Source organism: Variovorax sp. Soil_C_33, from assembly GCF_057656935.1.
This window is the reverse complement of record NZ_JBDGJK010000001.1, coordinates 473,227-490,480: the sequence shown is the minus strand read 5'-3', so window position 1 is coordinate 490,480 and position 17,254 is coordinate 473,227. Positions and strand designations below refer to the sequence as shown.

12 protein-coding genes are annotated in these 17,254 nt (G+C 68.6%); all 12 read left to right on the top strand.

What is annotated here, in order from left to right; translation table 11 throughout:
• Nucleotides 1-199: 199 nt before the first annotated feature.
• Genes aceE through AC3A6B_RS02410 form a run of 12 tightly spaced genes read left to right on the top strand, consistent with a single transcriptional unit; the run spans nucleotide 200 to nucleotide 17,244 of the window.
• Nucleotides 200-2,872 carry a pyruvate dehydrogenase (acetyl-transferring), homodimeric type gene (gene aceE, locus AC3A6B_RS02465; RefSeq protein ID WP_487835149.1) on the top strand — a complete coding sequence of 891 codons (2,673 nt, stop codon included), beginning with the start codon at nucleotides 200-202 and terminating at the stop codon, nucleotides 2,870-2,872.
• Between the two features lie 14 nt (nucleotides 2,873-2,886).
• Nucleotides 2,887-4,476 (top strand): dihydrolipoyllysine-residue acetyltransferase, encoded by a 1,590-nt coding sequence (gene aceF, locus AC3A6B_RS02460; RefSeq protein ID WP_487835148.1) that lies wholly within the window; start codon nucleotides 2,887-2,889, stop codon nucleotides 4,474-4,476.
• Nucleotides 4,477-4,489: 13 nt separating this feature from the next.
• Nucleotides 4,490-6,253, top strand: coding sequence for a dihydrolipoyl dehydrogenase (gene lpdA / locus AC3A6B_RS02455; protein ID WP_487835147.1), 1,764 nt, complete (start codon nucleotides 4,490-4,492; stop codon nucleotides 6,251-6,253).
• Nucleotides 6,254-6,262: 9 nt separating this feature from the next.
• Nucleotides 6,263-7,057 (top strand): alpha/beta fold hydrolase, encoded by a 795-nt coding sequence (locus tag AC3A6B_RS02450; RefSeq protein WP_487835146.1) that lies wholly within the window; start codon nucleotides 6,263-6,265, stop codon nucleotides 7,055-7,057.
• 42 nt (nucleotides 7,058-7,099) lie between these two features.
• Entirely contained in the window at nucleotides 7,100-9,382 is a 2,283-nt protein-coding gene (locus tag AC3A6B_RS02445) for an NADP-dependent malic enzyme (protein WP_487835145.1), read from the top strand.
• A 10-nt stretch (nucleotides 9,383-9,392) separates the two neighbouring features.
• On the top strand, nucleotides 9,393-10,337 hold the full coding sequence (gene lipA, locus AC3A6B_RS02440) for a lipoyl synthase (RefSeq protein WP_487835245.1): 945 nt from the start codon (nucleotides 9,393-9,395) through the stop codon (nucleotides 10,335-10,337).
• 18 nt (nucleotides 10,338-10,355) lie between these two features.
• Entirely contained in the window at nucleotides 10,356-11,699 is a 1,344-nt protein-coding gene (locus tag AC3A6B_RS02435; protein WP_487835144.1) for a dicarboxylate/amino acid:cation symporter, read from the top strand.
• Nucleotides 11,700-11,733: 34 nt separating this feature from the next.
• The gene (locus AC3A6B_RS02430) at nucleotides 11,734-13,068 is read left to right on the top strand and encodes an NAD(P)/FAD-dependent oxidoreductase (RefSeq protein WP_487835143.1); all 1,335 of its coding nucleotides are present in this window, start codon (nucleotides 11,734-11,736) and stop codon (nucleotides 13,066-13,068) included.
• Nucleotides 13,069-13,080: 12 nt separating this feature from the next.
• A complete protein-coding gene (locus AC3A6B_RS02425; protein ID WP_487835142.1) occupies nucleotides 13,081-14,550 on the top strand; it encodes a PHA/PHB synthase family protein in 1,470 nt (489 codons plus the stop codon).
• A 46-nt stretch (nucleotides 14,551-14,596) separates the two neighbouring features.
• On the top strand, nucleotides 14,597-15,781 hold the full coding sequence (locus tag AC3A6B_RS02420) for an acetyl-CoA C-acetyltransferase (protein WP_487835141.1): 1,185 nt from the start codon (nucleotides 14,597-14,599) through the stop codon (nucleotides 15,779-15,781).
• Nucleotides 15,782-15,821: 40 nt separating this feature from the next.
• Nucleotides 15,822-16,577, top strand: a complete 756-nt coding sequence (phbB, locus tag AC3A6B_RS02415) for an acetoacetyl-CoA reductase (protein ID WP_487835140.1) — start codon at nucleotides 15,822-15,824, stop codon at nucleotides 16,575-16,577.
• A gap of 10 nt (nucleotides 16,578-16,587) precedes the next feature.
• Nucleotides 16,588-17,244 (top strand): DUF6781 family protein, encoded by a 657-nt coding sequence (locus tag AC3A6B_RS02410; protein ID WP_487835139.1) that lies wholly within the window; start codon nucleotides 16,588-16,590, stop codon nucleotides 17,242-17,244.
• The last annotated feature ends 10 nt before the right edge of the window (nucleotides 17,245-17,254 follow it).

The window sequence follows — 17,254 nt, the reverse complement described above, 5'->3', positions numbered from 1 at the left end:
TCCGGCGATTCGGACGGCCTCATCGCTGCGCATCCGGATCGTCGGCAGAGCACCCGACCCAACTTCACTCAACCCCTCATGAAATCAACGACTTAGCGTGCTTTGCGCGCCGCGCGCCGAGTGGCACATCGATTGCTCTGTACCCAGGCCGACCGCGTCGCCCGATGCGGGTCCCGGCCATGACACAGGAGACAAACCGATGAGCACCATGGGTGACCTTGACCCCACGGAAACCGGCGAGTGGATCGACGCGCTTGGCGCGGTTCAACAACACCGCGGCAGCGAGCGCGCGAACTTTCTCTTGAATCGCCTCGTCGACGAGGGCCGCCGCGACGGCGTGTACGTGCCCCGCTCGCTGAACACGGCCTACAAGAACACGATCCCGCCCGAGAAGGAAGAGAAGTCGCCCGGCAACCGCGAGATCGAGCACCGCCTGCGCTCCATCATCCGCTGGAACGCGATGGCGATCATCCTGCGCGCCAACAAGGACTCGTCCGAACTCGGCGGCCACATCGCGAGCTTCCAGTCGGCGGCCACGCTCTACGACATCGGCTTCGGCCATTTCTGGCATGCCGCCACCGACACCCACGGCGGCGACCTGCTCTTCATCCAGGGCCACAGCTCGCCCGGCATCTATGCGCGCGCTTTCCTCGAAGGCCGCCTGAGCGAGCAGCAGCTGCTCAACTACCGCCAGGAGGCCGAGGGCAACGGCATCCCGTCGTACCCGCACCCCTGGCTCATGCCCGACTTCTGGCAGTTCCCCACCGTCTCGATGGGGCTCGGCCCGCTGATGGCGATCTACCAGGCGCGCTTCCTCAAGTACCTGCACGGCCGCGGCCTCGCCGACACCGCGCCGCGCAAGGTCTGGGCCTTCATGGGCGACGGCGAGATGGACGAGCCCGAATCGCTCGGCGCCATCTCGCTCGCGGGCCGCGAGAGCCTGGACAACCTGGTGTTCGTCATCAACTGCAACCTGCAGCGCCTGGACGGGCCGGTGCGCGGCAACGGCAAGATCGTGCAGGAGCTGGAGAGCGTGTTCCGCGGCGCCGGCTGGAACGTCATCAAGGTGCTCTGGGGCAGCGGCTGGGACGCGCTGCTCGCCAAGGACAAGAGCGGCAAGCTGCTCGCGCGCATGGAAGAGTGCGTCGACGGCGAGTACCAGGACTTCAAGAGCAAGAGCGGCGCCTACGTGCGCGAGCATTTCTTCGGCAAGTACGACGAGACGAAGGCCCTGGTCGCCGACATGAGCGACGAGCAGATCTGGGCGCTGACCCGCGGCGGCCACGACCCCGAGAAGGTGTTCGCCGCCTATGCCGCCGCCGTCAAGCACAAGGGCCAGCCCACGCTGATCCTGCCCAAGACGGTGAAGGGCTACGGCATGGGCGAATCGGGCGAGGGCCAGATGATCGCGCACCAGGCCAAGAAGATGACGCAGGACGCGCTGCGCGGCTTCCGCGACCGCTTCCAGATCCCGGTGTCCGATGAAGAGCTGCCCAACGTGCCCTTCATCCGGCTCGCCGAGGACAGCCCCGAGATGAAGTACCTGCGCGAGCGCCGCGCCGCGCTCGGCGGCTACCTGCCGCAGCGCCGCCGCACGTCGACCGCGCTCGAGATTCCGCCGCTGGCCACCTTCGAACGCCTGCTCAAGGACACCGGCGAGCGCGAGATCTCCACCACCATGGCCTTCGTGCAGATGCTCGGCACGCTGGTGCGCGACAAGGCCATCGGCAAGCACGTGGTGCCCATCGTGCCTGACGAGTCGCGCACCTTCGGCATGGAAGGCATGTTCCGCCAGCTCGGCATCTGGTCCTCGCTCGGCCAGCTCTACAAGCCGCAGGACGCCGACCAGCTCATGTACTACCGCGAGTCGAAGGACGGGCAGGTGCTGCAGGAAGGCATCAACGAGGGCGGCGCGATGTCCAGCTGGATCGTCGCGGCCACCTCGTACAGCACGAACAACGTGCCGATGATTCCGTTCTACATCTACTACTCGATGTTCGGCCTGCAGCGCGTGGGCGACCTGGCCTGGCTGGCCGGCGACATGCGTGCGCGCGGCTTCCTGCTCGGCGGCACCGCGGGGCGCACCACGCTCAACGGCGAGGGCCTGCAGCACGAGGACGGCCACAGCCACATCCTGGCCGGCACCATTCCCAACTGCATCTCCTACGACCCGACCTTCGCCTACGAGGTGGTGGCCATCGTGCGCGACGGCATGCGCCGCATGTACGCCGAGCAGGAGGACGTGTACTACTACATCACCCTCATGAACGAGAACTACCCGCACCCCGGCATGCCCGAGGGCAGCGAGGCGGGCATTCTCAAGGGCCTCTACCAGCTCAGCGACGGCGGCAAGACGCCGAAAAAAGGCCACCGCGTGCAGCTCATGGGCAGCGGCACCATCCTGCGCGAGGTGATGTTCGCGGCCGAGCTGCTCCAAAGCGACTTCGGCATCGCGGCGGACGTGTGGAGCGCCACCAGCTACAACGAGCTGCGCCGCGACGGCATGGCCGCCGAGCGCTGGAGCCGGCTGCATCCCACCGAACCGCCGCGCAAGAGCCACGTCGAGCAATGCCTCGAAGGGCACGACGGGCCGGTCATCGCCGCCACCGACTACATGCGCAACTACGCCGACCAGGTGCGCGAGTACGTGCAGGCCGCGGGCCGGCGCTACACCGTGCTCGGCACCGACGGCTTCGGCCGCAGCGACTACCGCCGCAAGCTGCGCAGCTTCTTCGAGGTCGACCGCTGGCACGTGGTGGTGGCCGCGCTCAAGGCGCTGGCCGACGACGGCGTGATCAAGCACACCGTGGTGGCCGAGGCCATCGAGAAATACGGGCTCCAGGCCGAGCGCGCCGCCCCCTGGACCGTCTGAGGCAAGGCAGAGACATGAGCAACGCAATCGACATCAAGGTTCCCGATATCGGCGACTTCAGCGACGTGCCCGTCATCGAGATCTTCGTGAAGCCCGGCGACACGGTGAAGGCCGAAGATCCGCTGGTCTCGCTCGAATCCGACAAGGCCACGATGGACGTGCCCGCCCCGCGCGGCGGCGTGGTCGAGTCCATCGCCGTGAAGCTGGGCGACAAGGTCAGCGAAGGCAGCGTCATCATGAGCTTCAAGGCCGAGGGCGGCGCGCCCGCGCCCGCGCCGGCCGAAGCCGCCAAGCCCAGCGTCAGCGCGGCGCCATCGGCCACCAGCGCCCCGGCCGGCGTGGCCGAGGTGCGCGTGCCCGACATCGGCGACTTCAAGGACGTGCCCGTCATCGAGATCTTCGTGAAGGTCGGCGACACGGTGAAGGCCGAGGACCCGCTGGTCTCGCTCGAATCCGACAAGGCCACGATGGACGTGCCCGCGCCGCTCTCGGGCGTGGTGACGGCCATCGGCATCAAGATCGGCGACAAGGTCAGCCAGGGCTCGGTGATCCTGTCGCTCGCGACGGGCGATGCGCCTGTGGCGAGCGCTGCTGCGCCGGCCCCTGCAGCATCTGCCGCGCCGGCGCAGGCCGCTGCGGCCGCCGGCGGCGCCATCGACGAAGCCGCCTTCGCGCTGGCCTACGCCGGCCCCGCCGTGCGCAAGCTCGCACGCGAACTCGGCGTCGACCTCGGCAAGCTCAAGGGCAGCGGCGAGCACGGCCGCATCGTGCGCGCCGATGTGGAGGCCTTCGCGAAGGGGGGCGGTGCAACTGCGGCGCCGGCCACCGGCAAGGCCGCCGCGGCCCCCGCAGGCGGCGGCGTCGGCGGCATCGACCTGCTGCCCTGGCCCAAGGTCGACTTCGCCAAGTTCGGCCCGACCGAGCGCAAGGAACTGTCGCGCATCAAGAAGATCAGCGCCGCCAACCTGCACCGCAACTGGGTCGTCATTCCGCACGTGACGACGCACGACGAGGCCGACATCACCGAGCTCGAGCCCTTCCGCGTGCAGATGAACAAGGAGCTGGAGAAGTCGGGCGTGAAGATCAGCATGCTGCCCTTCATGATGAAGGCGGCCGTGGCGGCGCTGAAGAAGTTCCCGGAGTTCAACGCCAGCCTCGATGGCGATGCGCTGGTGCTCAAGAACTACTGGCACATCGGCTTCGCCGCCGACACGCCCAACGGCCTGATGGTGCCGGTGATCCGCGACGCCGACCGCAAGACCGTGCCCGAGATCGCGAAGGAGATGGGCGAGCTCGCCAAGCTCGCGCGCGACGGCAAGCTCAAGCCCGACCAGATGTCGGGCGGCACCTTCACCATCAGCTCGCTCGGCGGCATCGGCGGCATCTACTTCACGCCGATCATCAACGCGCCAGAGGTCGCCATCATGGGCGTGTGCAAGAGCTACTGGAAGCAGCACTCTTCCGACGGCAAGACCTACAGCTCGCGCCTCACGCTGCCGCTGTCCCTTTCGTGGGACCACCGCGTGATCGACGGCGCCGCCGCCGCGCGCTTCAACGTCTATTTCGCCAACGTGCTCGCCGACCTGCGGCGCGTGCTGTTCTGAAGGAAGCTCCCAAATGGCACACATGGTGGAAGTCAAGGTCCCCGACATCGGCGAATTCAAGGATGTCGCGGTCATCGAGCTGCTGGTCAAGCCCGGCGAGGTGATCGCGGTCGATACCGGCCTGATCATGGTGGAGTCCGACAAGGCCTCGATGGAGATTCCGTCGAGCCATGCGGGCACGGTGAAGGAGCTGAAGGTCGCGCTCGGCGACAAGGTGAGCGAAGGCTCGGTGATCCTGGTGGTGGAGGCAGCGGTGGGCTCACCCTCACCCCAACCCTCTCCCGCAAGCGGGAGAGGGAGCGAAGGCGCAGCGGCACCTGCGCCCGTGCCGGCGCCCACGGCCGGCAGCTACGCGGGCAAGGCCGACATTGAGTGCGAGGTGCTGGTGCTCGGCGCCGGCCCGGGTGGCTATTCGGCCGCCTTCCGCAGCGCCGACCTCGGCATGAAGACAGTGCTCGTGGAGCGCTACGCCACGCTCGGCGGCGTGTGCCTCAATGTCGGCTGCATCCCGTCGAAGGCGCTGCTGCACACGGCCGGCGTGATGGACGAGGTCAAGCTGCTCGGCAAGCACGGCATCAAGTACAGCGCGCCCGAGATCGACATCGACGGGCTGCGCGGCTTCAAGGACGGCGTGGTCACGAAGCTCACCGGCGGGCTGGCCGGCATGGCGAAGGCGCGCAAGGTCGAGGTCGTCACCGGTGTCGGCAGCTTTCTCGACGCGCACCATGTCGAGGTGGTGGGCGAGGGCGGCGCGAAGAAGGTGGTGAAGTTCGCCAAGGCCATCATCGCCGCGGGATCGCAGGCCGTGAAGCTGCCCTTCATGCCGGAGGACGAGCGCGTCGTCGACTCTACCGGCGCGCTGCTGCTCAAGAGCATTCCGAAGCGCATGCTGGTGGTCGGCGGCGGCATCATCGGGCTCGAGATGGCCACGGTGTACTCGACGCTGGGCACGCGGGTCGACGTGGTCGAGATGCTCGACGGCCTGATGCAGGGCGCCGACCGCGACCTCGTGAAGGTGTGGGAGAAGTTCAACGCGCCGCGCTTCGACCACGTCATGCTCAAGACGAAGACCGTCGGCGCCAAGGCCACCAAGACCGGCATCGAGGTGAGCTTCGAAGGCGAGAAGGCACCGAAGGAGGCCCAGGTCTACGACCTCGTGCTCGTGGCCGTGGGCCGCAGCCCCAACGGCAGGAAGATCGGCGCCGACAAGGCCGGCGTGGCCGTCACCGAGCGCGGCTTCATCGAAGTCGACAAGCAGATGCGCACCAACGTGCCGCACATCTTCGCCATCGGCGACATCGTCGGCCAGCCCATGCTCGCGCACAAGGCCGTGCACGAGGCGCACGTGGCGGCCGAGGCGGCGCACGGCGAAGCGGCGTTCTTCGATGCGCGGCAGATTCCCTCGGTGGCCTACACCGACCCCGAGGTGGCCTGGGCCGGCAAGACCGAGGAGCAGTGCAAGGCCGAGGGCCTGAAGGTCGGCAAGGCCGTGTTCCCCTGGGCCGCATCGGGCCGCGCCATCGCCAACGGGCGCGACGAAGGCTTCACCAAGCTGATCTTCGACGAGGCCACGCACCGCATCGTCGGCGGCGGCATCGTCGGCACGCATGCGGGCGACCTGATCAGCGAGCTGTGCCTGGCGATCGAGATGGGCTGCGAGCCCAGCGACATCGGCAAGACCATCCATCCGCATCCGACGCTGGGCGAATCGATCGGCATGGCGGCCGAGCTGTTCGAGGGCGTCTGCACCGATCTGCCGCCGGTGAAAAAGAAGTAGGACGCTCCCATGCCAGTTCAACTTGCCTTCGAGGCACTCGGCTCGGGGCCTCCCATCGTGATCCTGCACGGCCTGTTCGGCGCCGGCCGCAACTGGACGCAGATCGCCCAGTCGCTGGCCGACGGCTACCGCGTCTACCTGCCCGATGCCCGCAACCACGGCGCTTCGCCGTGGGCCGAGAGCATGTCGTACACCGACATGGCGCTCGACGTGCTGGCTCTCATCGAAAGAGAGCAGCTGGAGCGGCCGTTCGTCGTCGGCCACAGCATGGGCGGCAAGACCGCCATGGCCCTGGCGCTCGGCCACCCCCAAGCCATCGGCGGCGTCGCGGTGATCGACATCGCGCCCGAGTGCTATGCCGACCAGTTCGCCTCGCATGTGTCCGCCATGCGAGGCCTGGACACCGCTGCCGCGGCAAGCCGCCGGCGGATCAGCCAGGCGCTGCTGGACGGTCTGGGAGGCACCGCCCCCGTGGACTTCATGATGCAGAACCTGCGGCGCCAGACCGAGCGTTTCGACTGGCGGCTCAATCTGATGGCGACGGCCTTGTGCATGCCGGACCTCTGCGGGTTCCCGGAACAGTTGCTGCGCGAACGCTACGACGGGCCAGCCCTGTTCTTCGCGGCGGTGGAGTCCGATTACGTGCGGCCCGATTCGCTGCCGCGCATCCAGGCGATGTTCCCCTGCGCGCAGCTGGAGCACATCCCCGAGGCCGGCCACTGGGTGCACGCGGATCAACCGGAAGCGCTGCTGTGCGGCCTGCACGGCTGGCTCGGCGACGCCTGCGCGCTCGCCCCGCGCTGATCGCCGCACCCTGAGTACAGACAGACACACGGAGACAGAACCATGTCCGACAACCTGCGCGAAGCTGCCCTCGACTACCACCGCTTTCCGACGCCCGGCAAGATCTCGGTGAACCCGACCAAGCCGATGGCCACGCAGCGCGATCTCGCGCTCGCCTATTCGCCCGGCGTGGCCGACGCCTGCATGGAGATCGCGCGCGACCCGGCCGAGGCCATGAATCTCACCTCGCGCGCCAACCTGGTGGCGGTCATCACCAACGGCACGGCGGTGCTGGGCCTGGGCAACATCGGCGCGCTGGCCGGCAAGCCGGTGATGGAAGGCAAGGCCTGCCTGTTCAAGAAGTTCGCCGGCATCGATGTCTTCGACATCGAGCTCGACGAGACCGACCCCGATGCGCTGATCGACACCATCGCGCGCATGGAGCCCACCTTCGGCGGCATCAATCTCGAGGACATCAAGGCGCCCGAGTGCTTCTACATCGAGAAGAAGCTGCGCGAGCGCATGAAGATCCCGGTGTTCCACGACGACCAGCACGGCACCGCCATCGTCGCGGCTGCCGCCATCCTCAACGCGCTGCGCCATGTGAACAAGGACATCCGCGAAGTGAAGCTGGTGGCCTCCGGCGCCGGCGCTGCGGCACTGGCCTGCCTCGACCTGATCGTGAGCCTCGGCGTGCCGATGCACAACATCTACGCGTCCGACAGCGCAGGCGTGGTCTACACCGGCCGCAAGGAGCAGATGGACCCGAACAAGGCCCGCTATGCGCAGGACACCTCGGCGCGCAAGCTGGCCGACGTGATCGGCGGCGCCGACATCTTCCTCGGCCTGTCGGCCGGCGGCGTGCTCAAGCCGGAAATGGTGAAGGAGATGGCACGCGATCCGATCATCCTCGCGATGGCCAACCCGACACCGGAGATCCTGCCGGAAGACGCGCTGGCCGCGCGCCCCGACGCCATCCTCGGCACCGGCCGGTCGGACTATCCGAACCAGGTCAACAACGTGCTGTGCTTTCCGTTCATCTTCCGCGGTGCGCTCGACGTCGGTGCGACCACCATCAACGAAGAGATGAAGCTTGCCGCCGTGCGCGCCATCGCGGAGCTTGCGCATGCCGAGATCCCCGAAGTGGTGGCGCAGGCCTACGGCGCGCTCGGCCTGCGCTTCGGCCGCGACTACCTGATCCCCAAGCCCTTCGACCCGCGCCTGATCGAGGCGGTCGCGCCCGCGGTGGCGCAGGCCGCGGTCGACAGCGGCGTGGCGACGCGGCCGATCGCCGACATGAAGGCCTACCGCCAGCGCCTGTCGCAGTTCGTCTACCAGTCGGGCAGCAGCATGCAGCCGCTGTTCGCGGCCGCCAAGCAGTCGCCCAAGCGCGTGGTCTACGCCGAGGGCGAGGACGAGCGCGTGCTGCGCGCCGCGCAGGTGGTGGTGGACGAAGGCCTGGCGCGGCCGCTGCTGCTGGGCCGCCCCGAGGTGATCGCCGAGCGCATCGCGCAGTACGGGCTGCGCCTAGCGCTGGGCAGCGACTGCGAGGCCGTCGACCTGCTCGACCCCGCCGTGCACGGCGACGCCGCCGCGGCCTACTACCAGCTCAAGCGCCGAGACGGCGTCTCGCGCCCGGTGGCGCAGACCGAGATGCGCAGCCGCGGCACGCTGCTCGCGGCGATGCTGGTGCGCCAGGGCCGGGCCGACGCCATGCTGTGCGGCACGCTGGGCGGCTACGGCGACCACCTGCGCCATGTGCGCGACGTGATCGGCCTGCGCCCGGGCACCAAGACCATGGCCGCCATGCAGATGCTGATGCTGCCGGGCCGCCAGCTCTTCATCTGCGACACGCACGTCAACCGCGACCCCGATGCGGCGCAGATCGCCGAGATCGCTTTGCTCGCGGCCGAGGAGGTGCGTCGCTTCGGCGTGACGCCGAGCGTGGCGCTGCTGTCGCACTCGAACTTCGGCGGCTCGGACGCGGCCTCGGCCGTGAAGATGCGCGAGGCGCTCGCGCTCATCAAGGCGAGCGATCCGCAGCTCGCGGTGGAAGGCGAGATGCGCGGCGACGCGGCGCTGTCCAAGTCGATCCTCGACCACGAATTCCCGGACTCGGCGCTGGACGCCGAGGCCAACGTGCTCGTCATGCCCAACGTCGATGCGGCCAACATCTCCTACAACCTGCTGCGCATGGCGGCCGGCAGCGGCATCACGGTAGGCGGCATCCTGCTGGGCGCGGCGCGCTCGGTGCACATCCTCACGCCGTCGTCCACCGTGCGCCGCATCGTCAACATGACGGCGCTGGCGGTGGTCGATGCCAACTCGCACCGCGGCGCGGCCTGACGGCACGGCCATGAACGACATCGTGCTCCATGGCCCGCAGCGCGGCGCCGCCAAGACGCGCCGCATCCCGATCGGCGTGGCCGAGGCCGGCCGGGCCCTGCCCAAGCCCGGCTGGATCCGCGTGCGCGTCTCGCAGAGCGAGAGCTTCCGCGAGGTGAAGCGCACGCTGCGCGAGGCCAGCCTGCACACCGTGTGCGAAGAGGCCTCGTGCCCGAACATCGGCGAATGCTTCGGCAAGGGCACCGCCACCTTCATGGTGCTGGGCGAGCTCTGCACGTGCCGCTGCCCCTTCTGCGACGTGGCCCACGGCCGCCCGCAGCCGCCCGATCCGCAGGAGGCGCAGCACCTGGCCGACACCGTGGCCAGGCTGCGCCTGAAATACGTGGTCATCACCAGCGTCGACCGCGACGACCTGCGCGACGGCGGCGCGGCGCACTTCGCCGCCTGCATCCGCGCGGTGCGCAGGCAGTCGCCCGGCACGCAGATCGAGGTGCTCGTGCCCGACTTCCGCGGCCGCGCCGAGGTTGCGCTCGACATCCTCGCGGCCGACCCGCCGGACGTGATGAACCACAACCTCGAGACCGTGCCGCGCCTGTACCGCCAGGCGCGACCCGGCGCCGACTACATGCACTCGCTTCGGCTGCTCCAGTCGTTCCGCGCGCGCTGCCCCGGCGTGCCCGCCAAGTCGGGCCTGATGCTGGGCCTGGGCGAGACCGACGACGAAGTGCTGGAGGTGATGCGCGACCTGCGCCGCCATGGCGTCGACATGCTCACCGTGGGCCAGTACCTGCAGCCGCGCCCGGGCAACCTGCCGGTTGCGCGCTACGTCGCTCCGGCGCAATTCGAAACCCTTGCGCAGCAGGCGCACGCCATGGGATTTGCCCACGCCGCCTGCGGACCGCTCGTGCGGTCGAGCTACCACGCCGACCGGCAGGCGCATGCCGCCGGCGTCTGAATTTTCTAGGAGACCTTCGTGGACCACCAACCCGTATCCAAGCCCTTCTACAAGTCCCTGTACTTCCAGGTCATCACTGCGATCGTCATTGGCGTTCTGCTGGGCCATTTCTATCCGCAGACCGGTGCTGCCATGAAGCCGCTGGGCGACGGCTTCATCAAGCTCATCAAGATGATCATCGCGCCGATCATCTTCTGCACGGTGGTGGTCGGCATCGCCGGCATGGAGGACATGAAGAAGGTCGGCAAGACCGGCGGCCTGGCGCTCTTGTACTTCGAGATCGTCAGCACCATCGCGCTGGTGGTGGGACTGGTCATCATCAACATCGTGCGGCCCGGCGCCGGCATGAACATCGACGTGAGCCAGCTCGACACCAAGGCGATCGCCGCCTACACGGCGCCCGGACAGATGCAGGGCACGGTCGACTTCCTGCTGCACGTGATCCCGAGCACGGTGGTCGACGCGTTCGCCAAGGGCGAGATCCTGCAGGTGCTGCTGTTCGCCGTGATGTTCGGCTTCGCGCTGCACAAGTTCGGCGGCCGCGGCACGCTGGTGTTCGACTTCATCGAGAAGTTCTCGCACGTCCTGTTCGTCATCGTCGGCTACATCATGAAGGTGGCGCCGATCGGCGCGTTCGGCGCGATGGCGTTCACGATCGGCAAGTACGGCGTCGGCTCGCTGCTGCAGCTCGGCCAGCTGATGGCGACCTTCTACGCTACCTGCCTGCTGTTCATCTTCGTCATCCTCGGCGGCATCGCGCGGGCGCACGGCTTCAGCATCTGGAAGTTCATCAAGTACATCAAGGAAGAGCTGCTGATCGTGCTGGGCACCTCCTCGAGCGAATCGGTGCTGCCGCGCATGATGGCCAAGCTCGAGAACCTGGGCGCCAAGAAGTCGGTGGTCGGCCTGGTCATCCCGACCGGCTACTCGTTCAACCTCGACGGCACCTCGATCTACCTGACGATGGCGGCCGTGTTCATCGCGCAGGCGACCAACACCGACATGAGCGTGACGCAGCAGATCACGCTGCTGCTGGTGCTTCTGCTGACGTCCAAGGGCGCGGCCGGCGTGACCGGCAGCGGCTTCATCGTGCTGGCCGCCACGCTGTCGGCGGTGGGGCACGTGCCGGTGGCCGGCCTGGCGCTGATCCTGGGCATCGACCGCTTCATGTCGGAAGCCCGCGCGCTCACCAACCTGATCGGCAACGGCGTCGCCACGGTCGTGGTCGCCAAGTGGACCAAGGACCTGGACACCGCCCGCATGAAGCGCATCCTGGACAACGAGACGGCGGCCGAGGCCGACGCGCCCGAGGCGGTGCTGGACCAGGTCGAGACCCACATGCCCGTGGCCCAGCCGCGCTGAAGCGATCGCACATGCCGGTACGGAGCCCCCAGCCATGAACAACCCAGTGCAGAAGCACCGAGTCGTCATCGTGGGCGGCGGTGCCGGCGGCCTGGAGCTGGCCACGCGCCTCGGCGATACGCTGGGCAGGCGCGGCATGGCGGACATCACGCTGATCGACAAGCACCGCACCCACGTGTGGAAGCCCAAGCTGCACGAGATCGCCGCGGGCAGCATGGACCTGAGCGCACACGAGGTGGACTACCTTGCGCAGGCGCACTGGCACCGCTTCCGCTTCCGGCTCGGCGAGCTCACCGGCATCGACCGCGAGCGGCGCGAGGTGCATGTGGCGCCCTACATGGACGACGAGGGCCGGCTGGTCACGCCGGCGCGCGCCTTCGGCTACGACACGCTGGTTGTGGCCATCGGCAGCCTCAGCAACGACTTCGGCACGCCCGGCGTGCGCGAGCATGCGCTGCGGCTCGAGTCGAAGGCGGACGCGCAGCGCTTTCACCGGCGCATGGTCAACGCCTGCATCCGAGCGCACGCGCAGACCACGCCGCTCAGACCCGAGCAGCTGCACGTGGCGATCATCGGCGCGGGCGCCACCGGCGTGGAGCTGGCGGCCGAGCTGCATCGCACCACGCGCGAGGTCGTGGCCTACGGGCTCGACCGCGTGGACGCCGAGAAGGACATCCAGGTCAGCGTGATTGAGGCCGCCGACCGCGTCCTGCCCGCGCTGCCGCCGCGCATGTCCGCCGCCACCGAGGCGCTGCTGCGCAAGCTCGGCGTGGACGTGCACACCTCGGCGAGGGTGGCCGAGGTGCTGCCCGAGGGCGTGCGCCTGGCCGACGGCCGCACGCTGCCGGCCGAGCTGGTGGTATGGGCCGCGGGCGTGAAGGCGGCCGATCTCATGAAGGACATCGCGGGACTCGAAACCAACCGCAGCAACCAGCTCGCGGTGCTGCCGACGCTGCAGACCACGCGCGATGCCGACATCTTCGCCATCGGCGACTGCGCGGCCTGCGACTGGCCCGAGGCCAACGACGGCAAGGGCGGCCTGGTGCCGCCGCGCGCGCAGGCGGCGCACCAGCAGGCCTCGCACGTGGCGGCGCAGATCCGCCGGCGCTTGGGCGCAAAGGCGCTCAAGCCCTACCGCTACCGCGACTTCGGCTCGCTGGTGTCGCTCGGCGAGTTCAGCACCGTGGGCAACATGATGGGCGGCCTGATCGGCGGCAGCCTGATGATCGAAGGCCGCTTCGCGCGGCTCATGTACATGTCGCTCTACAAGATGCACGAGCTGGCGCTGCACGGCCTCGTCAAGGTCTCGCTCGACACGCTCGCCCGCCTCATCACGCGGCGCACCGAACCCCACGTCAAGCTGCACTGAGCAGTCACAGCCATGACCCAAGCTTCACCCGATCCCGATGCCACCTCGTGGCTGCAAGCCTGGCAGCAGGGCCTGTCGCAGATCCACCTGCAGTTCGGCGCGCTGATGCGCAATGCGCTGGAGGCGGCACCGTTCGACGCGCGCGGCAAGGCGCAGATGGACTTCGCGCTGCGCCAGGTGGTCGATGCGATGAACCCGGCCAACAGCCTCGCCACCAACCCCGAGGCGATGCGGGCCGCGCTCGACTCCGGCGGCACGAGCCTGCTCGAAGGCGCGCGCCTCTTCCTGGCCGACGTGGCGAAGGGCCGCATCTCGATGTCGGACGACGAGGCCTTCGAGGTCGGCCGCAACGTCGCGACCAGCCCCGGCAGCGTGGTGTTCGAGAACGAGCTGATGCAGCTCGTGCAGTACACGCAGTCCACGGCCAGGGCGCATAAGCGCCCGCTGGTCATCGTGCCGCCGTGCATCAACAAGTTCTACATCCTCGATCTGCAGCCGGGCAACTCGCTGGTGGCCTATGCGGTCGAACAGGGCCACACCGTCTTCCTGGTGTCGTGGCGCAATGTCTCGGCCGCGCAGGGCCATCTGGGCTGGGACGACTACGTCGAGCAAGGCGTGCTGCGTGCGCTCGATGTCGCGCGCAGCATCGCCCGTTCGGACAAGGTCAACACGCTGGGCTTCTGCATCGGCGGTACGCTGCTGGGCAGCGCGCTCGCCGTAGCCGCCGCGCGCGGCGAAACGCCGGCCGCGAGCGTCACGCTGCTGACCGCGATGCTCGATTTCTCGGACACCGGCGAGCTGGGCCTGATGGTGGATGAAGCCATGGTGGTCACGCGCGAAGCCGCCATCGGCCGCGGCGGCCTGCTCAAGGGCCGCGAGCTCGCGACCGTGTTCGCCGCGCTGCGCGCCAACGACCTGATCTGGCCCTACGTGGTCAACGGCTACCTCAAAGGCCGCGCGCCGCCGGCTTTCGACCTGCTGTACTGGAACGGCGACGACACCAACCTGCCGGGGCCGATGTACTGCTGGTACCTGCGCAACACCTACCTGGAGAACAGGCTGCGCGTCCCCGGCGGCACGGTGCAGTGCGGCGTGCCGGTGGACCTGTCGCGCATCGACGCGCCGGCCTTCGTCTACGCCTCGCGCGACGACCACATCGTGCCTTGGAAGACTGCCTATGCCGGCACGCAGCTGCTCGGCGGCGACACGCGCTTCGTGCTCGGCGCCAGCGGCCACATCGCGGGCGTGATCAACCCGCCCGCGAAGAAGAAGCGCAACCACTGGGTCGGCGATCTCGCGGCCGACGCCGGCGCCTGGCTCGACGGCGCGCAGAGCATCGACGGCAGCTGGTGGCCCGCGTGGAGCGACTGGCTCGCCACGCATGCCGGCGCGAAGGTTGCCGCGCGCCGCGCGCTGGGCAGCGCGGATTTTCCGGTCATCGAGCCCGCGCCCGGGCGCTATGTCAAAGCCAAGGCGGCCTGATCCGGCCGCCGTCATTCCCTTCGCATCAACCCTCAAGGAGACTCTCATGTCAGACGATATCGTGATCGTGGCCGCGCAGCGCACGGCGGTCGGCAAGTTCGGCGGCGCGCTCGCCGGCACGGCCGCGCCCGAGCTGGGCGCGCACGTGGTGAAGGGCCTGCTCGCCAAGACCGGCGTGCCGGGCGATGCGGTGTCCGAGGTGATCATGGGCCAGGTGCTCGCGGCCGGCGCGGGCCAGAACCCGGCGCGGCAGACGGTCATCAAGGCGGGGCTGCCGATCGGCGTGCCGGGCTTCACCATCAACAAGGTCTGCGGCTCGGGCCTGAAGGCCGTGATGCTGGCGGCGCAGGCCGTGAAGTGCGGCGATGCCGAGATCGTGGTGGCCGGCGGCCAGGAGAACATGAGCGCCGCACCGCACGTGCTGCCCAGTTCGCGCAACGGCCAGCGCATGGGCGACTGGAAGCTGGTCGACACCATGATCGTGGACGGCCTGTGGGACGTCTACAACCAGTACCACATGGGCACCACGGCAGAGAATGTGGCGAAGAAGTACGGCATCACGCGCGAGATGCAGGACGCGCTGGCGCTGGCCTCGCAGCAGAAGGCCGTGGCCGCGCAGGACGCGGGGCGCTTCGACGACGAGATCCTGCCCTTCAGCATTGCGCAGAAGAAGGGCGACGCGATCGACTTCGCGGCCGACGAGTTCGTGAACCGAAAGACCAACGCCGACGCGCTCGCCGGCCTGCGCCCGGCCTTCGACAAGACCGGCTCGGTGACGGCCGGCAATGCCTCGGGCCTGAACGACGGCGCGGCCGCGGTGCTGGTGATGTCGGCCTCGCGCGCCGCCGCGCTCGGCCTGCAGCCGCTGGCCGTGATCCGCGCCTATGCGAGCGCGGGGCTGGACCCGTCGCTGATGGGCATGGGCCCGGTGCCCGCTTCGCAGCTGGCGCTGAAGAAGGCCGGCTGGAAGGCGCAGGACCTCGACCTGATGGAGATCAACGAAGCCTTCGCGGCGCAGGCCTGCGCGGTCAACCGCGAGATGGATTGGGACGCCAGCCGCATCAATGTCAACGGCGGCGCCATCGCCATCGGCCACCCGATCGGCGCCTCGGGCTGCCGCGTGCTGGTGACGCTGCTGCACGAGATGCGCCGCCGCGGCGCCAACAAGGGCCTGGCCTCGCTGTGCATCGGCGGCGGCATGGGCGTGGCGCTGGCCGTCGAGCGGGCCTGAACTATTTTCTTTGTCACACAACGCACCAAGGAGAAAGCAGATGAGCGAGAAGAAGCAGCAGCAAGTGGTCCTGGTCACCGGCGGCATGGGCGGCCTGGGCGAGACGATCTCCACCAAGATGGTCGATGCGGGCTACAAGCTCGCGGTGACCTATTCGCCGGGCAACAAGTCGCACGCCGAATGGGTGGCGCAGATGGCGCAGCGCGGCTATAAAATCCTGGCCGTGCCCTGCGACGTGGCGGACTACGATTCGTGCGCGCGCGCGGTGTCCGAAGTGCAGGAGCGGCTGGGCCCGGTCGACGTGCTGGTCAACAACGCCGGCATCACGCGCGACATGACCTTCAAGAAGATGGACCGCGTCAACTGGGACGCGGTACTGCGCACCAACCTCGACAGCCTGTTCAACATGAGCAAGCAGGTGGCCGACGGCATGGTGGACCGCGGCTGGGGCCGCATCATCAACGTGTCGTCGGTGAACGGCTCGAAGGGCGCGTTCGGCCAGACCAACTACTCGGCCGCCAAGGCCGGCGTGCACGGCTTCACCAAGGCGCTGGCGCTCGAGGTGGCGAAGAAGGGCGTCACCGTGAACACCATCTCGCCGGGCTACATCGGCACCAAGATGGTCACGGCCATTCCGAAGGAAGTGCTCGACAGCAAGATCCTGCCGCACATCCCGGTGGGCCGGCTCGGCAAGCCCGAGGAAGTGGCGGGCCTGATCATCTACCTCGCCTCGGAAGAGGCGGCGTTCGTGACCGGCGCCAACATCGCCATCAATGGCGGCCAGCACATGCAATGAACGGACGACCATGATCCTCAAACACGGCATCGATCAGGTCGCACTGATCAAGAAGTTCACCGAAGCCTCCGCCAAGCAGGGCGAGACCGTCCGCAAGGCAGTGCACGAAGCCACGCTCAAGGCGCTGCAGGGCCGCGAGCTCACGCTGGCGAACATCCGGCAGGTGCTGGGCACGGTCACCAAGACGGCCTCGGCCGGCGCGGCCGGCAGCAAGCTGCCCGCGCCCGATGTGGAAGGCCTGCTCGGCAAGGTCTTTGCCGGCATGGACGGCGCGCTCGAGCAGGCCGTGCTGGCCAATCAACGCGCGCTGCAACAGCTGGTCGACCAGGGCGTGAGCCTGCGCGAGACGCAGCTCAAGAAGGCGCTCGCCGACATCGAGAAGATGGAGGAGACGCTGTTCGCCAGCGTGCGCAAGGCGGCGCCGGCCGACGGTCCGTGGAGCAGCGTCTTCCAGGCGATGCAGGGCAAGGGCACCGGCACCGGCGCGCGCGCCACGGCGGCGCTCGAGCAGCTCATGGAAGACGCGCAGAAGAGCCTGCGCGACGGCCGCGCGATGGGCCTGCGCGCCTCGCAGGCGCTGATCGAAAGCTACTCCACGCTGGTGAGCGGCGTGCTCATCGGCATGTCGGAAGCCTTGAAGCGGGGCGGGGCGGCGGCAAAGCGATGACCCAGTCCGG

Excerpts from the sequence above, each read along its gene's own strand:
- AC3A6B_RS02430 (WP_487835143.1), top strand. The coding sequence starts at position 11,734 with ATGAACAACCCAGTGCAGAAGCACCGAGTCGTCATCGTGGGCGGCGGT.
- AC3A6B_RS02445 (WP_487835145.1), top strand. The coding sequence starts at position 7,100 with ATGTCCGACAACCTGCGCGAAGCTGCCCTCGACTACCACCGCTTTCCG.
- phbB (WP_487835140.1), top strand. The coding sequence starts at position 15,822 with ATGAGCGAGAAGAAGCAGCAGCAAGTGGTCCTGGTCACCGGCGGCATG.
- AC3A6B_RS02410 (WP_487835139.1), top strand. The coding sequence starts at position 16,588 with ATGATCCTCAAACACGGCATCGATCAGGTCGCACTGATCAAGAAGTTC.
- lpdA (WP_487835147.1), top strand. The coding sequence starts at position 4,490 with ATGGCACACATGGTGGAAGTCAAGGTCCCCGACATCGGCGAATTCAAG.
- AC3A6B_RS02425 (WP_487835142.1), top strand. The coding sequence starts at position 13,081 with ATGACCCAAGCTTCACCCGATCCCGATGCCACCTCGTGGCTGCAAGCC.
- aceF (WP_487835148.1), top strand. The coding sequence starts at position 2,887 with ATGAGCAACGCAATCGACATCAAGGTTCCCGATATCGGCGACTTCAGC.
- lipA (WP_487835245.1), top strand. The coding sequence starts at position 9,393 with ATGAACGACATCGTGCTCCATGGCCCGCAGCGCGGCGCCGCCAAGACG.
- AC3A6B_RS02420 (WP_487835141.1), top strand. The coding sequence starts at position 14,597 with ATGTCAGACGATATCGTGATCGTGGCCGCGCAGCGCACGGCGGTCGGC.
- aceE (WP_487835149.1), top strand. The coding sequence starts at position 200 with ATGAGCACCATGGGTGACCTTGACCCCACGGAAACCGGCGAGTGGATC.
- AC3A6B_RS02450 (WP_487835146.1), top strand. The coding sequence starts at position 6,263 with ATGCCAGTTCAACTTGCCTTCGAGGCACTCGGCTCGGGGCCTCCCATC.